The sequence below is a fragment of the Amycolatopsis sp. NPDC005232 genome (assembly GCF_040607795.1).
Classification (GTDB): domain Bacteria; phylum Actinomycetota; class Actinomycetes; order Mycobacteriales; family Pseudonocardiaceae; genus Amycolatopsis.
The window spans coordinates 25,107-41,904 of sequence record NZ_JBEXHL010000007.1 but is presented as its reverse complement, the minus strand read 5'-3'; the positions used below and the strand labels follow the sequence as shown (position 1 = coordinate 41,904).

At 68.3% G+C, this 16,798-nt stretch carries 16 protein-coding genes and 1 tRNA gene; 9 read left to right on the top strand and 8 right to left on the bottom strand.

What is annotated here, in order from left to right; translation table 11 throughout:
- Positions 1-489: 489 nt before the first annotated feature.
- The 4 genes from ABZU76_RS15305 to ABZU76_RS15290 all read right to left on the bottom strand — a co-directional run bounded on the left by ABZU76_RS15305 (position 490) and on the right by ABZU76_RS15290 (position 2,146).
- The gene (locus tag ABZU76_RS15305; protein WP_354869387.1) at positions 490-927 is read right to left on the bottom strand and encodes a hypothetical protein; all 438 of its coding nucleotides are present in this window, start codon (positions 925-927) and stop codon (positions 490-492) included.
- A 413-nt stretch (positions 928-1,340) separates the two neighbouring features.
- Complete coding sequence (locus ABZU76_RS15300; protein ID WP_354869385.1) at positions 1,341-1,808, bottom strand: GNAT family N-acetyltransferase; 468 nt, start codon at positions 1,806-1,808, stop codon at positions 1,341-1,343.
- 7 nt (positions 1,809-1,815) lie between these two features.
- On the bottom strand, positions 1,816-2,001 hold the full coding sequence (locus tag ABZU76_RS15295) for a hypothetical protein (protein ID WP_354869383.1): 186 nt from the start codon (positions 1,999-2,001) through the stop codon (positions 1,816-1,818).
- Positions 2,002-2,072: 71 nt separating this feature from the next.
- A tRNA-Leu gene (locus ABZU76_RS15290) sits at positions 2,073-2,146 on the bottom strand.
- A gap of 171 nt (positions 2,147-2,317) precedes the next feature.
- On the opposite strand from ABZU76_RS15290, the gene ABZU76_RS15285 reads away from it, so the two are divergent.
- The 6 genes from ABZU76_RS15285 to ABZU76_RS15260 all read left to right on the top strand — a co-directional run bounded on the left by ABZU76_RS15285 (position 2,318) and on the right by ABZU76_RS15260 (position 8,429).
- Complete coding sequence (locus tag ABZU76_RS15285; protein ID WP_220242049.1) at positions 2,318-2,929, top strand: response regulator; 612 nt, start codon at positions 2,318-2,320, stop codon at positions 2,927-2,929.
- A 449-nt stretch (positions 2,930-3,378) separates the two neighbouring features.
- Positions 3,379-4,557, top strand: coding sequence for a branched-chain amino acid ABC transporter substrate-binding protein (locus tag ABZU76_RS15280; protein WP_354870050.1), 1,179 nt, complete (start codon positions 3,379-3,381; stop codon positions 4,555-4,557).
- 93 nt (positions 4,558-4,650) lie between these two features.
- A complete protein-coding gene (locus ABZU76_RS15275; RefSeq protein WP_354869380.1) occupies positions 4,651-5,661 on the top strand; it encodes a branched-chain amino acid ABC transporter permease in 1,011 nt (336 codons plus the stop codon).
- Complete coding sequence (locus tag ABZU76_RS15270; RefSeq protein ID WP_220242048.1) at positions 5,658-6,803, top strand: branched-chain amino acid ABC transporter permease; 1,146 nt, start codon at positions 5,658-5,660, stop codon at positions 6,801-6,803. Before ABZU76_RS15275 ends, ABZU76_RS15270 begins: the two co-directional genes overlap by 4 nt.
- Positions 6,800-7,729 carry an ABC transporter ATP-binding protein gene (locus ABZU76_RS15265; RefSeq protein WP_354869378.1) on the top strand — a complete coding sequence of 310 codons (930 nt, stop codon included), beginning with the start codon at positions 6,800-6,802 and terminating at the stop codon, positions 7,727-7,729. Before ABZU76_RS15270 ends, ABZU76_RS15265 begins: the two co-directional genes overlap by 4 nt.
- Complete coding sequence (locus ABZU76_RS15260) at positions 7,716-8,429, top strand: ABC transporter ATP-binding protein (protein WP_354869375.1); 714 nt, start codon at positions 7,716-7,718, stop codon at positions 8,427-8,429. Before ABZU76_RS15265 ends, ABZU76_RS15260 begins: the two co-directional genes overlap by 14 nt.
- 69 nt (positions 8,430-8,498) lie before the next feature.
- On the opposite strand, the gene ABZU76_RS15255 is transcribed toward ABZU76_RS15260, so the two are convergent.
- Entirely contained in the window at positions 8,499-8,939 is a 441-nt protein-coding gene (locus ABZU76_RS15255) for a hotdog fold thioesterase (protein WP_354869372.1), read from the bottom strand.
- Positions 8,940-9,001: 62 nt separating this feature from the next.
- Here ABZU76_RS15255 and polA point away from each other — a divergent pair, with 62 nt between their 5' ends.
- The 3 genes from polA (at position 9,002) to ABZU76_RS15240 (ending at position 13,049) form a co-directional block, all read left to right on the top strand.
- Positions 9,002-11,743, top strand: coding sequence for a DNA polymerase I (gene polA / locus ABZU76_RS15250; protein ID WP_354869369.1), 2,742 nt, complete (start codon positions 9,002-9,004; stop codon positions 11,741-11,743).
- A gap of 195 nt (positions 11,744-11,938) precedes the next feature.
- Positions 11,939-12,493, top strand: a complete 555-nt coding sequence (locus ABZU76_RS15245) for an EF-hand domain-containing protein (protein ID WP_354869367.1) — start codon at positions 11,939-11,941, stop codon at positions 12,491-12,493.
- 58 nt (positions 12,494-12,551) lie between these two features.
- The gene (locus ABZU76_RS15240) at positions 12,552-13,049 is read left to right on the top strand and encodes a MarR family transcriptional regulator (RefSeq protein WP_354869364.1); all 498 of its coding nucleotides are present in this window, start codon (positions 12,552-12,554) and stop codon (positions 13,047-13,049) included.
- Positions 13,050-13,215: 166 nt separating this feature from the next.
- On the opposite strand, the gene ABZU76_RS15235 is transcribed toward ABZU76_RS15240, so the two are convergent.
- The 3 genes from ABZU76_RS15235 to ABZU76_RS15225 all read right to left on the bottom strand — a co-directional run bounded on the left by ABZU76_RS15235 (position 13,216) and on the right by ABZU76_RS15225 (position 16,795).
- Positions 13,216-14,043, bottom strand: a complete 828-nt coding sequence (locus tag ABZU76_RS15235) for a DUF72 domain-containing protein (RefSeq protein ID WP_354870047.1) — start codon at positions 14,041-14,043, stop codon at positions 13,216-13,218.
- Positions 14,044-14,330: 287 nt separating this feature from the next.
- Entirely contained in the window at positions 14,331-14,903 is a 573-nt protein-coding gene (locus ABZU76_RS15230; protein WP_220242041.1) for a TetR/AcrR family transcriptional regulator, read from the bottom strand.
- On the bottom strand, positions 14,900-16,795 hold the full coding sequence (locus tag ABZU76_RS15225) for a YhgE/Pip domain-containing protein (protein ID WP_354870045.1): 1,896 nt from the start codon (positions 16,793-16,795) through the stop codon (positions 14,900-14,902). Before ABZU76_RS15225 ends, ABZU76_RS15230 begins: the two co-directional genes overlap by 4 nt.
- Positions 16,796-16,798: the final 3 nt, after the last annotated feature.

The window sequence follows — 16,798 nt, the reverse complement described above, 5'->3', positions numbered from 1 at the left end:
ATGATCAACTGCTAGTGTTTTCCATGCGGGGCAGTTGAAATCGGGAAGGCCCAACCCGGGTTGGCCGTTCACATAGTCACCCGGGCGGCTGGCTGTCCTTGGACGGGTCGACGACGAAGTGGTTGTCGATGTTCGCGGGATAATCGAGTTTTTTCGAGGAGAACGCGACCGCTTTCGAGTGCGGAGTTCATTTCGGTGGGCATGCCCATTCGGGCTTACGCCGTCGCTTGCTGCGCAATCAGCGGAACCGAAACGCTCTGGGATCCGGAGACTTGCTCGCCAGCCCGGCCAGCTGCCAGCGCGCCCCGATGGTCCCCGGTGGTCAGCGAGGGCGGTATGGCAGGTGGGTAGCAGTTCGCCGGTACCCGCCACGTCTTGGCCCCGAGCACCAGTTCACGACGGCGGAACTGGTGGTGGAGCATCAGCGGCGCACCGTGGCGAAGTTCCTCGAGTTCTCTGCAAGGGAACCAGGCTGGGCCGCCGCAAGCCTCAATCGATCGAATCCGTGGCATACCGGTATCGGAAAACCACAGCTTCCCGCATGCCCTCCCAGCTCATGGCGACGTCCCGATGCAGGAGTTGCCCGAGTTCCCGCATGAATCCCTGGAGCGTCACGACGTGATCGTCCTCGGTCAACTGCCGTGGGTCCAAATCGATTTCGAGTTCATCGTCCAAGAACCAGGCATTGAGCTGACCTGGAAGATTGCCCCGGGCTAGAAGGCGATCATCAGGAGTCGCAGCAGCGTAGTCGGCGGCCATCTGGCCGGCACGCTCGAATCCAGCGCATGGGGTCCACACCTCAGGATGGGCCTTGAAATTCGCAAAGACCCTGCGCCAGGCATCGGTCGTCATGTCCGAGACCACGATGTCGATCAGTGCTCCGCCGGTGTCGAACGACTCAGCCCAGCCAGGATTGCTCAGCGCCATGCCGCGAGCCTCCCAGATCGAGGCGTCACGAGATCCACCATCCGACGAGCAATCCTGGCAGGGCTGGAAGCGGTATCTCTGGCGAAGATCGCCACAATCCTCGGTCTGGTCGAGGACGAGTAGGCGCCGGCCCCTCCGCCGCGACGAACGTGGACCGCGAATAGACCGCGCGTAGCCGTACTTTGCCGGTCGCCGTCGCGCGGCACCGGTTGACACAAGATCGGCCCCTGACTGAGTTGCGCCTGGTCATGGGCCGGTTTGCGCTGGTGGAAAGGGGTCCATGAGCAGCGATTACGCTGCTCAAGGGCCCTACGTTTCGTCCGGTCGGGCTGACAGGATTCGACCCTGCGACCTCTTGACCCCCAGGATTTCGCGGACCACGGACCGCCCCTTCGGTCGTCGCGGTCGGCCGATCAGGTCAGCGCGCACCGCAGGACGATCTCGCCGTCGTCGATCTCACCGGTCGGCTGGAAGCCGAAGCCCCGGTAGAACGGCCATGGTTCGCCCTTTCCTGGTTGGTAACTGGTGAATAGTTCGGTGCCACCGTCCGCCCTGACCAGTTCGATGACTTTGGCCAGCGCGGCGCGCCCGTAGCCGCGGCGTTGGAACTGCGCTCCGACGAGCAGCCGCCACAGGACGTACGAGCCGGCCACGCCGCGCGTACCTGGGGACACCGCCCAGTTCAGCATGACGAAACCGACGGGCACGTCGTCCGCGTACACAGCGCGATACCAGGGCGACAACTGTGGTTTCTTGCCCGCCTCCTTCAGCGACTTCTTCACCGATGCGACGAACTTCTTCTGGTCCGGACGGACACGCACGGCGCATACCTCGTCGCGGTTGGCGTCGGTGATTTCACGCAGTTCGACGTGTGCGGTCACCTGGCCATTATCGCGGTCCGGGGCCCGCCAGTCCTGCCATCCGGCAGTCCCCAGGCGAGAGGGGTGAACGTAGGTCGGGGTCGTTGGTCTTCACGCCGGCGCCGAGCACGGCCGAGCCGATGGTGATGACCAGCGTGGCCGCGGCGCCGTCGAGGGCCGGCCGGTCGCGGTCGCGGTCGCGGTCGCGTGCCACCGGTTGACACAAGATCGGACCCCGACCGAGTTGCGCCTGGTCAGGGGCCGGTTTGTGCAGGTGGAAAGGGGTGCCCCCGGAGAGATTCGAACTCTCACTGGACGGGTTTTGAATCCGTTGCCTCTGCCAGTTGGGCTACGGGGGCGAGCGCGAGGAACTTTACGCGATCACCGGTGACGCGCGTGTGGCGGGGCGGGGTGTCGCGCCCGCCACTTCGTGGTGAACGCCATCTTGGGAACTGGATCGTTCCCGGTAGGCTGACCTTTCGCGGGTCACCGCGAGTCAACCGTCCCGCCGAGCCTTCAGGAGGACCCCGGTGACCGAACAGGCTACCGAGGCCAACGGTGCCGCCACCGTGCCGCAGCGTCGGGTGCTCGTCGCCGAGGACGAGGCGCTCATCAGGCTCGACCTGGTCGAGATGCTGCGTGAGGAGGGCTACGAGGTGGTCGGCGAGGCCGGCGATGGTGAAGAAGCCATCAACCTGGCCACCGACCTCAAGCCCGACCTCGTCATCCTCGACGTCAAGATGCCGAAACTCGACGGCATCGAGGCGGCCGCCAAGATCACGAGCGACCGCATCGCGCCGGTCGTCATCCTCACCGCGTTCAGCCAGCGCGACCTCGTCGAGCGGGCCCGTGACGCGGGCACGATGGCGTACCTGGTCAAGCCGTTCGCGAAGCGTGACCTCGTGCCGGCCATCGAGCTGGCCGTGAGCCGCTTCTCCGAGCTGCAGGCGCTGGAGGCGGAAGTCGCGGGCCTCACCGATCGGCTCGAGACCCGCAAGGTCATCGACCGGGCGAAGGGCCTGCTGATGAGCCGTCAAGGCCTCACGGAGCCGGACGCGTTCCGGTGGATACAGCGCACGGCGATGGACCGCCGCACGACGATGAAGGCGGTCGCCGAGGCCGTGGTGGAGAGCATCGGCTAGGCCTCACCCATCCGAGTGGCAAGACGGGCGTGACCAGGGGGTCGCGCCCGTTTTGGTGTGGTCTTCCGTCGCTCTGCGCGGTGCAAGAGGGCAAGTTTGCTACCTTCGAGTCTGATCATGGCTTACCGCCCCTTCACCAGCCGAGTGGAGTCCCTAGACTGCCAACATCGATCTGGCCGCACGTCAAGTGCTCCGATCGAGGTGCCATCCGAGTACTCAGTGTAATCACCCGGTTGTCAGATTGCGACAATCGGGTGGATAACGTCCATTACTGCCGGTGACGACCGTCACGATGTGGATACAAGACAGTGGGTAACTCTGTGCAACACCTCACGGGGCGGCTACTTTCAGCGGCCAGTCAGTTCCCACATAGGGACGAGCCGTTCGCTTCGAACGGTTGGTTGGCATTTGGAGGAAGAGTGCAGAGAGCACGACTCACGAAGATCATCGTGCTGGCGGCTGCGGGGGCCATCTCCCTGAGCGCGTGCGCGGCGCGTACCGACAGCGGTTCTGGCGGAAACGACAGCGGAGCCCCGCAGGCGGCAGCGCCTTCGGCCGCCGCGGACGCCGCCGACCCCGCGGGCGACGGCAAGGCGCAGTGTTCGCCGACCTCCATCGCCTACGCCGGCACCATCAACGGCGCCAACGCGGCCCTCGGCATCAACATCCTGAACGGTGCCAAGCTCGCGGTCGACCAGCACAACAAGGCGAACCCGGGCTGCCAGGTCAAGCTGGAGCAGTACGACACGGAGGGCACGCCCGACAAGGCGCCCGGCATCGTGACCCAGATCGTCAACACGCCGGCGATCATCGGCGTGGTGGGCCTCCCCTTCTCGGGTGAGTCCAAGGCGGCCGGCAACATCTTCAACACCGCCGGTCTCGTCACGGTCACCCCGTCGGCCACGAACCCGACGCTGAGCGAGAACGGCTGGAAGACCTTCTTCCGCGGTCTCGGCAACGACAACACGCAGGGCCCCGCCGCTGCGAAGTTCATGACCGGTGACCTCGCAGCCAAGAAGGTCTGCGTCATCGAGGACGACTCCGACTACGGCACCGGCCTCGCCGCCTCGACGATCAAGGCCCTCGGCCCGGCACTGTCGTGCCAGGACAAGGTCAAGACGAAGCAGACCGACTTCTCGGCCGTGGTCAACAAGATCAAGGCCAACGCGCCCGACGCGGTCTTCTACTCCGGCTACTACCAGGAAGCCGCTCCGTTCGCGCAGCAGCTGAATGACGCCGGCGTCACCGCGAAGTTCGTGGGCCCGGACGGCGTGAAGGACGACGAGTTCGTGAAGGGCGCCGGCGAAGCCGCTGCCAACGCGTACTTCACCTGCCCGTGTGTGCCGGCGGACCAGTTCACCAAGTTCACCGACGCGTACAAGGCCGCCACCGGCAAGGACCCGGGCACCTACTCGCCCGAGGCCTACGACCTCGCGACGATCCTGCTGAAGGGCATCGACTCGGGCAAGACCACGCGTCCTGCGCTGCTCGACTTCGTCAAGACCTACGACGGCCAGGGCATCACGAAGCACTTCAAGTGGAACGACAAGGGTGAGCTGTCGTCGACCACCGTGTGGACCTACAAGGTCGAGAACGGGAAGATCGTCCGCAACACCGAGATCAAGTAGTTCCGGCTTCCGTTCCAGTTACCGGGGTGCGTGTCCGGCGGCTCGATCCCGCCGGACCCGCACCCCGGACCCACATGGAGAACTAGTGTGTCGATGACCCATGACCTGAGCTCGCTCGTCCTCGCGCAGGGCGACAGCTGGATCACCTTCGACGTGAAAGGCTTCCTTGACCAGTTCTGGGCCAACACGATCGACGGTCTTGCCTACGGCAGCATCTACGCGCTCGTGGCGCTGGGCTACACCCTCGTCTACGGCGTCCTGAAGCTGATCAACTTCGCCCACTCCGAGGTGTTCATCTACGGCGCCTACGCGGTGTGGTTCACCTTGTTCGGCCTCGGTTTCCGGCCCGGCGACACGCCTGAGCTGCCGGTCTTCGAGGTAATCGGGTTCTTGCTCCTCGCCTTGCTCGCGGCGATGGCCGTGTCCGGCGGTACGGCGGTGCTCCTCGAACGCGTGGCCTACCGTCCACTGAGGAAACGCGGCGCGCCGAAGCTGGTCTTCCTGATCACCGCGATCGGCGCTTCCTTCGTTCTGCAGCAGATCCTCTTCATCTGGCGCGGCGGCAACGCCGAGCAGGGCATCCGCCTGATACGCAACGAACCGGTGTTCAAGCTCTTCGGCGCCGACGTCACCATCGTCACGATCATCACGATCATCGCGTCGGTCGTGCTGATGCTCGCCACCAACATGTTCGTGAACCGCACCAAGTTCGGCCGCGGCATCCGCGCTGTGGCGCAGGACCCGGACACCGCGACGCTGATGGGTGTGAACAAGGAGCGCGTCATCACGCTCACGTTCCTCATCGGTGGCCTGCTCGCCGGTGCGGCGGCCCTGTTCTACATGATGAAGGTGCCGCAGGGCGCGTCCTACCAAGGCGGGTTCATCCTCGGCATCAAGGCGTTCACCGCCGCGGTGCTCGGCGGCATCGGCAACTTGCGTGGCGCGCTGCTCGGCGGTCTGCTGCTCGGGGTCGCCGAGAACTACGGTCAGTCGCTCTTCGGCGGAGGCTGGCGTGACGTCGTCGCGTTCGTGCTCCTCGTGCTGGTCCTGATGGTTCGCCCGACCGGTATCCTCGGCGAGTCGCTCGGAAAGGCACGGGTATGACAGTGACCTCGACGCCTACCGCGCCTGCCGCGGCCAAGCGCAGGCGGCCCATCTCGGAGTGGTGGAACAACCTGCCGCGCGTGCAGCAGTGGCTCGTGCTCGTGCCGCTGGTGGTGCTGATCTACCTGCTGCCCGTGCTGAACCCGCCGATCCTCTCCACGCAGCCGGGGTACAACTTCCCGATCGCGATGTTCGAGGTGTCCCGCTACGCGCTGGTCGCCATCGGGCTCAACATCGTGGTGGGCCAGGCCGGCCTGCTCGACCTCGGGTACGTGGGCTTCTTCGCGGTCGGCGCGTACGTGATGGCGCTGTTCACGAGCCCCGACTCGACGTTGCACAAACTGCCGTTCCTCATCGTGCTCCCGATCGCCATGGTGGTCACGATGATCTTCGGCGTGATCCTCGGGACACCGACGCTGCGATTACGCGGGGACTATCTCGCCATCGTGACGCTCGGGTTCGGCGAAATCGTGCGCCTGCTGGCCGACAACGTCGACCCGTTGCGCGGTAACAGCGGGTTCCAGGCGGTGGGGCACCCACCGGGCACCAACGCCGACGGCAGCGCGTTGTTCAACAACTCCGACGGCACGCCGTGGTACTGGCTGTGCGTCACGGTCATCATCATCGTGCTGTTCCTGGTCGGGAACCTCGAGCGCAGCCGGGTCGGCCGCGCGTGGGTCGCGATCCGGGACGACGAGGACGCGGCCGAGATCATGGGCCTGCCGACGTACAAGTTCAAGATCTTCGCGTTCGTCTCCGGCGCGGCGGTCGGTGGCCTGTCCGGCGCGCTCTATGCCGGGCAGCTGGGCTTCGTGAACAACCAGAAGTTCGACGTCGTCACGTCGATGTTGTTCCTCGCCGCGGTGATCCTCGGTGGGGCGGGCAACAAGGTCGGCGTGCTGCTGGGTGCCATCGTGGTGGCGTACGTGCCGCTGCGGTTCCAGGCGATCGCCGAGTACAAGTACCTGATCTTCGGCCTCGCGCTGATCATCCTGATGATCTTTCGCCCGCAGGGCCTGCTCGGTGCGCGGCAGCGGCTGCTCACGTACGGCAGGCAGGCGTACCAGCGGCTGCTCGGTCGCGGCGAGCAGATCTCGAGTGACGGCTCACTGGCCCCCGAGACCCCGGGAGAGAAGGCATGACCGGCCCTGGCAACGGCACGGGCCCGGAGGTCCCGGCCGAGGGCGGCCTCGTGGCGGAGGTCGCCCAGATGAGCGCGGAGCAGCTCGCCGAGCACGAGGCGGAGGTCGCCGAGGTCGTCGCACCGGACCGTGAGATCGACGTCGCGGTCGGGCAGACGCTGTTGAAGGTCGACGACGTCACCGTGCGGTTCGGCGGTCTCGTGGCGCTCGACGCGGTGTCGTTCGACATCCGTCGCGGCGAGATCCTGGGCCTGATCGGGCCCAACGGCGCGGGCAAGACCACGTGCTTCAACGCGATGACCGGCGTGTACCGGCCGACCTCGGGCCAGGTGCTGCTGGAGGACAAGCCGCTGGGCAAGGCCTCGCGCCACGCCATCACGCAGCTCGGCATCGCGCGCACGTTCCAGAACATCCGGCTCTTCTCCGAGATGACGGCGCTGGAGAACGTGGTGGTCGGCACCGACGCCCGCCACAAGACCAGCCTGATCGGCGCCCTGCTCCGCACGCCTCGCCACCACCGCGAGGAGAAGCAGGCGATCGAGAAGGGCATGGCGCTGCTGGAGTTCGTCGGTATCGCCGACCGGGCGGCCGACCGCGCGAAGAACCTGCCGTACGGCTATCAGCGGCGCCTGGAGATCGCGCGGGCGCTCGCGACCGAGCCGAAGCTGCTGTGCCTCGACGAGCCGGCCGCCGGGTTCAACCCGGCGGAGAAGGAAGAGCTCATGGGGCTGATCCGGACGATCCGCGACGACGGCTACACCGTCCTGCTGATCGAACACGACATGAAGCTGGTCATGGGCGTGACCGACCGGATCGTGGTGCTGGAGTTCGGCAAGAAGATCGCGGAAGGGGTGCCCGCCGAGATCCGGGCGAACCCCGCCGTGATCGCCGCCTACCTGGGGGTGCCCGACGATGACGTTGCTTGAGCTGTCCGAGGTGTCCGTCCACTACGGCCGGATCCAGGCCGTGTCGGACCTGTCCATCCGGGTTGACGAGGGTGAGATCGTCACGCTGATCGGGGCCAACGGCGCGGGCAAGTCCACCACGATGCGGGCCATCTCCGGGATCCGGGCGATCTCGGGCGGCACGATCCGCTTCGACGGCGAGGACATTTCGCGGCTGCGCGGTGACCTGCGCGTGGTCCGCGGGATCTCGCAGTCGCCCGAAGGCCGAGGGATCTTCCCCGGCATGACGGTGCTCGAGAACCTCGACATGGGCGCGTATGCGCGCAAGGACCGGAAGAACCTGCAGCCGGACTTCGAGCGGGTCTTCGAGCTGTTCCCGCGGCTCGCGGAACGCAAAACCCAGGTCGGTGGCACGATGTCCGGCGGCGAGCAGCAGATGCTGGCCATCGGGCGCGCCCTGATGGCGAAGCCGCGGCTGCTGCTGCTCGACGAGCCGTCGATGGGGCTCGCGCCGCAGTTCATCCAGCAGATCTTCCGGATCATCACGGAGATCAACCGCCAGGGCACCACGGTGCTGCTGGTGGAGCAGAACGCGCAGCAGGCCCTCTCGCGGGCGCACCGCGCGTACGTGCTGGAGACCGGGCGCATCACCAAGTCCGGCACCGGGAAGGAACTGCTGGCCGACACCAGCATCAAGGAGGCCTACCTCGGCGTCGGCTGAGGTAGGAGGCCCTGTGCGACGGCCCCTCGCCCTGGCGGGTGAGGGGCCGTTGTCATGGCAGCGGGTGGGTCAAGCGCCCGGCGGGCGGTCGCGCACGACGCAGGTGAGGCGGGCGGTGCAGGTGCGCCGGCCCTCGTCGTCGGTGAGCACGATCTCCGCGGTGATCGTGCCGCGCCCGACGTGCAGCGGGGTGGCGACGCCGGTGACCGTGCCGGAGCGGACGGCGCGGTGGTGAGTGCAGGACAACTCGAGGCCCATCGCGGCGCGGTCGGCGCCGGCGTTGAGCGCGGCGACGTACGAGCCGAGCGCCTCGGCGACGGTGGCGTTGGCTCCGCCGTGCAGCAGGCCGTAGGGCTGGAGGTTGCCCTCGACGGGGATCGTGCCGACCACGCGCTCGGGGGTTGCCTCGAGGATCTTCAGCCCGAGCTTGTCGTTCAGTTGCTGGTCGGCGGCGGCGGGGTCGATCCCCGCGCGAGTTTCCAGCGCCAAGTCGCCGGCCTGCTCGGTCACGCAATGCTCCTCAACCTATGCGACACGTAAGAGTGTCGGACCCTCACCTTAGACTCGCTCCCGTGAGCCCGAGTGAGAACCGAACCGTAGTGAACGCCACAGCAGCCACGACCACGGCCGAGCGGCCCCGCCTGCTGCTCATCGACGGTCATTCGATGGCCTACCGCGCCTTCTTCGCGTTGCCCGCGGAGAACTTCAAGACGAAGACCGGCCAGGTCACCAACGCGGTGTTCGGGTTCACCTCGATGCTCATCAACCTGTTGCGCGACGAGGAGCCCACGCACCTCGCCGTTGCGTTCGACCTCTCGCGCAAGACCTTCCGGTCCGAGACGTTCGCCGACTACAAGGCCAACCGCAGCACCACGCCCGACGAGTTCCGCGGCCAGGTCGACCTGGTCAAGGAGGTGCTCGACGTGCTGGGCATCCCGTCGCTGGTCAAGGAGAACTTCGAGGCCGACGACATCATCGCGACGCTCACCACGCAGGCCGGCGCGGAGAACTTCGACGTGCTGATCTGTACCGGCGACCGCGACGCGCTGCAGCTGGTCAACGAGCACGTCACCGTGCTCTACCCGAAGCGCGGCGTGTCGGACCTGGTCCGCTTCACGCCTGACGCCGTGGAGGAGAAGTACGGCCTCACGCCGACCCAGTACCCCGACTTCGCGGCGCTGCGGGGCGACCCGTCGGACAACTTGCCGGGCATCCCCGGGGTGGGGGAGAAGACGGCGGCGAAGTGGATCCGGCAGTTCGGCACGCTGGCCGACCTGATCGACCGCGTCGACGAGGTCAAGGGCAAGGTCGGCGACGCGCTGCGCGAGAACCTGACGTCGGTCACCCTCAACCGCCAGCTCACCGAGCTGGTGCGCGACGTGCAGCTCGACCTGGTGCCCGACCAGCTGGAGCTGCGGCCGTGGGACCGCGACGCGGTGCACCGCCTGTTCGACGAGCTGGAGTTCCGCGTGCTGCGCGACCGGCTCTTCGCCACGCTCAGCAGCGCCGAGCCGGAGGCCGAGGAGGGCTTCGACGTCTCGGGCGAGGCACTCGCGCCCGGCGCGCTCGGCGCCTGGCTCGCCGCGCACGCCGGCGAGGGCGAGCCGGTGGCGCTGGCGTTCCGCGCCACGGGCACGTCGATCCGCTCCGACCTTCGGGCGCTGGCGTTCGCGTGCGCCGACGGCGAAGGCGCGTACGTCGACGTCACGGCGATGGACGAGGCCGACGACACCGCGCTGGCCGCGTGGCTGGCCGACGAGAAGATCCGCAAGATCGGCCACGACCTCAAGGTGGCGCTGCACGCGGTGCGCGCCCGCGGCTGGACGCTCGCGGGGCTGGTGCTCGACACCGCGCTCGCGGCCTACCTCGTGCGGCCCGGCCAGCGGACCTTCGAGCTCGACGACCTGGCACTGCGCTACCTGCACCGCGAGCTGCGCTCGGAGGCCGCCGAGGGCGACGGCCAGCTGTCGTTGCTCGACGGCGGCGCCGAAGGCTTGGAGCAGAAGGAAATCTCCGACGAGCTGGTGAAGGCCCGCGCGATCTTCGAGCTCGCCGGCGCGCTCGGCAAGGAGCTGGAGGACCTCGGCGGGGCGAAGCTGCTCGCCGAGCTGGAGCTGCCGCTGCTCGAGGTCATCACCGAGCTGGAGGCCGCGGGCATCGCCGTGGACGTGGAGCAACTCACTGAGCTGGAGGCCCACTACCTCAGCCGTGTCACGCAGGCCGCCGAAGAGGCGTACAAGGTGATCGGCAAGCAGATCAACCTCGGTTCGCCGAAGCAGCTGCAGGTCGTGCTGTTCGAAGAGCTCGGCATGCCGAAGACCAAGCGCACCAAGACCGGCTACACCACCGACGCCGAGGCGCTGCAGAGCCTGTTCGAGAAGACCGAGCACCCGTTCCTGCAGCACATGCTGGAACACCGCGACGCCACGCGGCTGCGCACCACCGTCGAGGGCCTGATCAAGTCGGTCGCCGACGACGGGCGCATCCACACCACGCTGCAGCAGACCATCGCCGCGACCGGGCGGCTGTCGTCGGTCGACCCGAACCTGCAGAACATCCCGGTGCGCACGGAAGAAGGCCGGCGCATCCGCGACGCGTTCGTGGTCGGCGAGGGTTACGTCGAGCTGATGACCGCGGACTACAGCCAGATCGAGATGCGGATCATGGCGCACCTGTCGAAGGACGAGGGCCTGATCGAGGCCTTCAACAGCGGCGAGGACCTGCACACGTTCGTCGCGTCGCGCGCGTTCTCCGTGCCCGCCGAGGAGATCACGGCGGAGCAGCGCTACCGCGTCAAGGCGATGTCCTACGGTCTGGCCTACGGGTTGTCGGCCTACGGGCTTTCGCAGCAGCTGCGCATTTCGACCGAGGACGCGAAGTCGCAGATGGAAGCGTACTTCAACCGCTTCGGCGGCGTGCGCGACTACCTGCAGTCCGTGGTCGGCGAAGCCGGGAAGACCGGCTACACCGAGACGATCTTCGGGCGCCGCCGCTACCTGCCCGACCTCACCAGCGACAACCGCCAGCGCCGCGAGATGGCGGAGCGCATGGCGCTCAACGCGCCGATCCAGGGCAGCGCGGCCGACATCATCAAGGTCGCGATGCTCAACGTGCACCGCGAGCTGGTCAAGGCGAAGCTGCGCAGCCGCGTGCTGTTGCAGGTGCACGACGAGCTCGTGCTGGAGGTCGCCGAGGACGAGCGCGCCGAAGTCGAGAAGCTCGTGCGCGAGGGCATGGGGTCGGCCTCCCACCTGGCCGTGCCGCTGGAGGTTTCGGTCGGCTACGGCCGTTCGTGGAATGAAGCGGCGCACTAGAACTCCGAACGGACCAGAAAGGCTCCTTCCCCGCGGGGAAGGAGCCTTTTCGGTTACTTCGCGTCACTAACGAAATCACCGGGTCGGGCCGGGGGAGAACCCGGGTGCCGGTGCAGGTGATCTTGAGTCGCGACAACGCTGAGCTTCGCCCACGGGGTCCCCGGCCAAGGGGGATCGGAGAGAGGACGGCGAACGATGGCGAGTGAACTGCAGAGACGCAAGATCTCCACGGTGTTCGGGGCGATGGACGTCGACGGCGACGGATTCCTCACCGAGGCCGACTTCCAGGCGCTCACCGACCGTTGGACGAAGGCGCGCGGCCTCGCTCCCGACTCGCCCGAGGCGGCACGCCTGAGCGAGATCATGATGGGCTGGTGGACCACGCTGCTCGCCGCGTCCGACATCGACCGCGACGAGAAGGTGACGCTCGACGAGGTCCTGCTCGTGGTGGACCAGCTGGGGGACATGCCTGACTCGGTGCGCGGGACGGCGGCCGCGATGTTCGAGGCCATCGACGAGAACGGCGACGAGCGCATCTCGCGCGAGGAGTACCGCCGGCTGATCGAGACCTGGAACGGCACGGCCACCGACACCGACACGGTCTTCCCGGTGCTGGACCTCAACGGCGACGGCTACCTCACGGCCGACGAGTTCACCGAGCACTGGCTCGAGTTCTGGGCCGGCGACAACGCCGACGCCCCGGGCACCTGGGTGTTCGGCCGGTTCGACCTGCCCCTGGGCGTCCGCTGACGACCCGCGCGCCGCGGCCGCACCTCCGGCGGCCGCGGCACGCGGACGGGGAGACGTGATGTACGAGATCTCCGATCTCACGAAGAACGGCACCGCTTCCGGTGCCGGCTTCTGGCTCCACCAGGCGGCCCTGGCCTGGCGCGCCGCGCTCGACGTCCGCCTGAGCCCACTGGGTCTCACGCCCACGCAGTTCCTCCTGCTGTCCGCGGCCGCCGGCCTCGAGCGCACCGCCGGCCCGGCCACCCAGCAGGAGGTCGCCGAACACGCCGGTGCCGACCGCATGATGACGTCGAAAGTCCTGCGGGCACTGGAAGTCCGCGGCCTGCTCACCCGCACAGCCCACGAACGCGACGCCCGCGCCGTCCGCGTCTCCCTTACCCGCGCCGGCCGCGACCTGGCAGCCGACGCCGCGGCCATCGCAACCGAGTTCGACAGCGCTTTCTTCGGCCGCGCCGCGGAACGCCTCGCCCGCGAACTCCGGTCCGTCGCCGAAAGCCGGGGAAGGTCCGGACCACTGACGGCGGAGGAAGCGTTGCCGACGGCGCCGAACGGGTGAGTGTGCCGGTCCGGGATGGCGCTTTTCCGGAGCGGGGCCCCATCGGGTTCGCCGGGCTTGGACGACGGGCTCGCCAAGACCGGCGTGGAGGTGCAACTCGAGATCAGGCTCAAATGGCGCCGCGCCGGCGTGCGTGAGACCGCAGGTCCTGTGTGGACAGTCCGGCTCAGAACAGCGTCGGCGGTCCCACCGGCATCGGCTCGGCGAGGGGTTCCAGTTCGGGTACGCGCGCCCGCACCTCGTCGTGGAAGCGGCGGGCCAGGAGCAGCGCGTCGGCGTTGTCCGGGGTGTGGAGGAAGACCGTGGGGGAGCGGCCTTCGCGCAGCCAGTGCACCACGGCGTCGGCCCAGGGGCGCCAGCCGGCGGCCGTCTCGTCGGGGTCGTCGCGGCCGATGTAGCGGACGACGGGGTCGGCGGTCAGGGCGCGGATCCGCTGGGGCATGCGGGGCTTCTTGAGCCACGCCTCCTGCTCGGCTTCGGATGTCGGCGGCTGGGAGAACAACACCGTGGTGTCGAAGGTGATCCACTCGGCGCCGGCGACGGCGAGGACGCGTTCCAGGGCCTGGGCGGCGCGCGCGTCTTCGAAGAACGCGCGGTCGCGGACCTCGACGGCGTAGTGGTACTCGCGGGGCAAGCGCCGCAGGAAACCCGCGAGGGCGCCGAGGGCCTCCGGCGAGAACGACGGCGGGAGCTGGATCCACAGGGTGTGGGCGCGCTCGCCCAGTGGCTCGATCGCCGCGAGGAACGTGGCCAGTACCGTGTCGACGTCGCCGAGACCGCGTTCGTGTGTGATCGGCTTCGGCAGCTTGAGCACGAAGCGGAAATCGGGCGACGTCTGCTCGGCCCAGGTCTCGACCGTGGCGCGGGACGGCGTGGCGTAGAACGTCGTGTTGCCCTCGACCGCGTTGCACCACGTCGCGTACGCGCGGAGGCGCTCGCGGGGTGCCAGGGGGTGCGGCAGGAGCCGGCCCTGCCAGGGCGCGTGCGTCCACATCGCGCAGCCGACATGGAGTTTCACGCGGGCGAGCTTAGCGGGAGCGCCGGTCGCCTCCGTGAGGTGATTCACCCGGGTCACCCGCCCGGTCAGCGGTACCCGCGTCACGGTCGCCTCACTTAGCGTGACATGCGCAGGTGTCGATCGATAGCGGAGGACCGAGAGATGATCAAGCGGCTCTTCAAGTTCGTCATGCGCCACGGTTGCTGCGCCGCGTGCACCGGCAAGGGCTGCGGCTGCTGCGCCAACTGCGGCTGACCCGGCGCGCGAAAGAACAGTCCGGGGTCTCAGCCGCGACCGAGGCCCCGGATCAGCACCATCACCGAGTCACGCACGTCGGCCCGGGTGCGGGCGGGCTGGAAGACCTGCCAGTCGAGCGCGACGACCAGCATCGTCCCGAACAGGCCCGCCGCCGCGGTCTCGATGGCGACGCCCGCGGGCAGCCGGCCGGCCTCGTCGAGGCGGTGCAGCTGCCCCTTCACGATCGAGATGATCTCTTCGCGCAGCAGCGCCAGCGTGTCGTGCCACTGGCCAGGCGTGCGCCACAGCTCGCTCACCACGATCTGCGAGAACCCCGGGTACTCGGCGATGAACTGCAGCGTCGTGTCGACCTGCGCTTCGATGACGTCGAGCGGCTCGCCGTCGGTCACGGCCGCGCGCAGGCGCCCGGCCAGCAGGTCGACGCCGAAGCGGAGCAGGCTGTCGACCAGCCCGTCCTTGGAGCCGAAGTTGTAGTACACCGTGCCCTTGGCGACGCCGGCCTCGGTCGCGATCTCGTCCACCGTCAGCCCCACGAGGCCCCTGCTGGCCGAAAGCCGCAGGGTCGCCTCGAAGAGCTTCCGCTTGGTCGTCTCCCTCACAGGCTGAGCTCGGGTTTGAGCGCCGACACCGTCCAGACCCGGTGCTTGCGGGCCGCCAGCGTCGACAGCACGATCCCGCCGACGAGGTAGGCCAGCAGCACCCCGACGTCACCGAGGATCTGCAGCGACGCGCCGGAGTAGAGCAGGTGCCGGAAGCCGTCGATGGCGTAACCCATCGGCAGCACGACGTGCAGCGGGTAGAGCGCGTCGGGGATCGTCTGCCACGGGAACGTGCCGCCCGCGCTCACCAGTTGCAGCACCAGCAGCACCAGCCCGAGGAACTTGCCGACGGCGCCGAAGAACGCGTTGAGCGCGTGCACCACCGACGTGAACGCCAGCGAGACGAGGATCGCGAACCCGATCGCGCCCAACGGGTGCGCGATGTGGATGCCGACCAGCCACGTCACCGCGGCGAACAGCACGATCACCTGCGCGATGCCGAGCACGGCCGAGGACAGCCAGCCGCCGAGCGCCACCCGCAGCGGCGCGGCGCCCGCGGTGAGCGCCCGCGTGGACAGCGGGCGGATGAGCAGGAACAGCACGAACGCGCCGATCCAGGTGGCCAGCGAGATGAAGAACGGGGCCAAGCCCGCGCCGTACGTGCCCGCGGAGGCGACGCCGTTGGCCGTGACCGCGACCGGGTCGGCGATGGTGTTCGCCGTGGCGGTGCGCGTCGGGTCGTCCGGGTTCGGGATCTGCGACAGGCCCGAGGACAGTCCGTCGCGCAGCTGGTTCGCGCCGCTCGCGAGCCGGTCGGTACCCGTGACGGCGGTCTTCTCCCCGTCGTCGAGCTTCGCCGCACCGTCGCGCAGCTGGTTGGCGCCGTCGGACGCCTGAGCGATCCCGCTGGTCAGCTGCGGCGTGGCCGAGGCGAGCTGGTGGGCACCGTCCGACACCTGACGGGCGCCGCTCGCCAGCTTGGCGAGGTCGCCGTTGGCCGACTGGATCTTGGTGTTCGCCTGGTCGACGGGCGAGCGCAGCTGGTCGAGCTGAGCCAGGATGCCGTTGACCTGGGTGTCGGACAGACCCGCGTTGTGCAGGTCGGTGTCGAGCTGGGTCCGGTAGCCGTCGAGCTTGCCCTGGATGTCGGCCGACGCGGACGCGGCGAGCGAGGCGGCGTCGGCCACCTGCTGGTTGCCGTCGGCGACCTGGCCGGCACCGGTCGCGAGCTGCTGGGTCTGGCTCGGCAACTGCGCGGTGCTCGTCTTCAGCGTGTTCAGCCCGGTCGCGAGCGTGCCGGAGCCGGTGGCGAGCTGGCTCGCCCCGTCGGCGAGCTGGTTTTGGCCGGTCTGCAGCTGCGTGGCGCCGTCGGCGAGCTGCTTCGCGCCGTTGGCAGCGTCGGAGATCTTGCCGTAGATCGTGGAGAAGCCCACGAGGAACCGGTCGGCCGCCTCGCCGCCCACCTTCTCGGCGATGGTCTTGCGCACCTGGTCGGCCACCTGCTTCGCGATGGTGCCCGCGAGGTAGTTGTTGGCGTCGTTGGTGGTCAGCGTGATCGTGGCCTGCTGCGGCGTGAAGTTGCCCGACGACAGCAGCGCGGTGGAGAAGTCGCGCGGGATGCCGATGGCGAAGGAGTACTTGTCGTCGCGCACGCCGTCGCGGGCGTCCTTTTCGGACACTTCGTGCCACTGGAAGGTGCCGGACTTCGCGAGCTCGTCGGTCACCTCACGCCCGACGTTGCGCGTGGCACCCGTCGAGTCCTTCGCACCGACGTCGCTGGTGAACACGGCGGCGGGCAGCTTGTCGAGGCGGCCGTACGGGTCGTAGTTCGCGTACAGGTAGAAGGAGGCGTAGAGCAGCGGCACCAGCACGAGCGCGGCCATCGCCAGCTTCGGCAGCGTGCCGGCCGAGAGCCGGCGCAGTTCGTTGAGGGCGATGCGGAAGGCGTTCAGGCC

Bases quoted from the DNA above. Each gene is read 5' to 3' on its own strand.
- ABZU76_RS15305 (WP_354869387.1), bottom strand. From the start codon at position 927: ATGGCGCTGAGCAATCCTGGCTGGGCTGAGTCGTTCGACACCGGCGGA.
- ABZU76_RS15275 (WP_354869380.1), top strand. From the start codon at position 4,651: ATGACCCATGACCTGAGCTCGCTCGTCCTCGCGCAGGGCGACAGCTGG.
- ABZU76_RS15270 (WP_220242048.1), top strand. From the start codon at position 5,658: ATGACAGTGACCTCGACGCCTACCGCGCCTGCCGCGGCCAAGCGCAGG.
- ABZU76_RS15265 (WP_354869378.1), top strand. From the start codon at position 6,800: ATGACCGGCCCTGGCAACGGCACGGGCCCGGAGGTCCCGGCCGAGGGC.
- ABZU76_RS15260 (WP_354869375.1), top strand. From the start codon at position 7,716: ATGACGTTGCTTGAGCTGTCCGAGGTGTCCGTCCACTACGGCCGGATC.
- ABZU76_RS15245 (WP_354869367.1), top strand. From the start codon at position 11,939: ATGGCGAGTGAACTGCAGAGACGCAAGATCTCCACGGTGTTCGGGGCG.
- ABZU76_RS15240 (WP_354869364.1), top strand. From the start codon at position 12,552: ATGTACGAGATCTCCGATCTCACGAAGAACGGCACCGCTTCCGGTGCC.
- ABZU76_RS15235 (WP_354870047.1), bottom strand. From the start codon at position 14,043: ATGTGGACGCACGCGCCCTGGCAGGGCCGGCTCCTGCCGCACCCCCTG.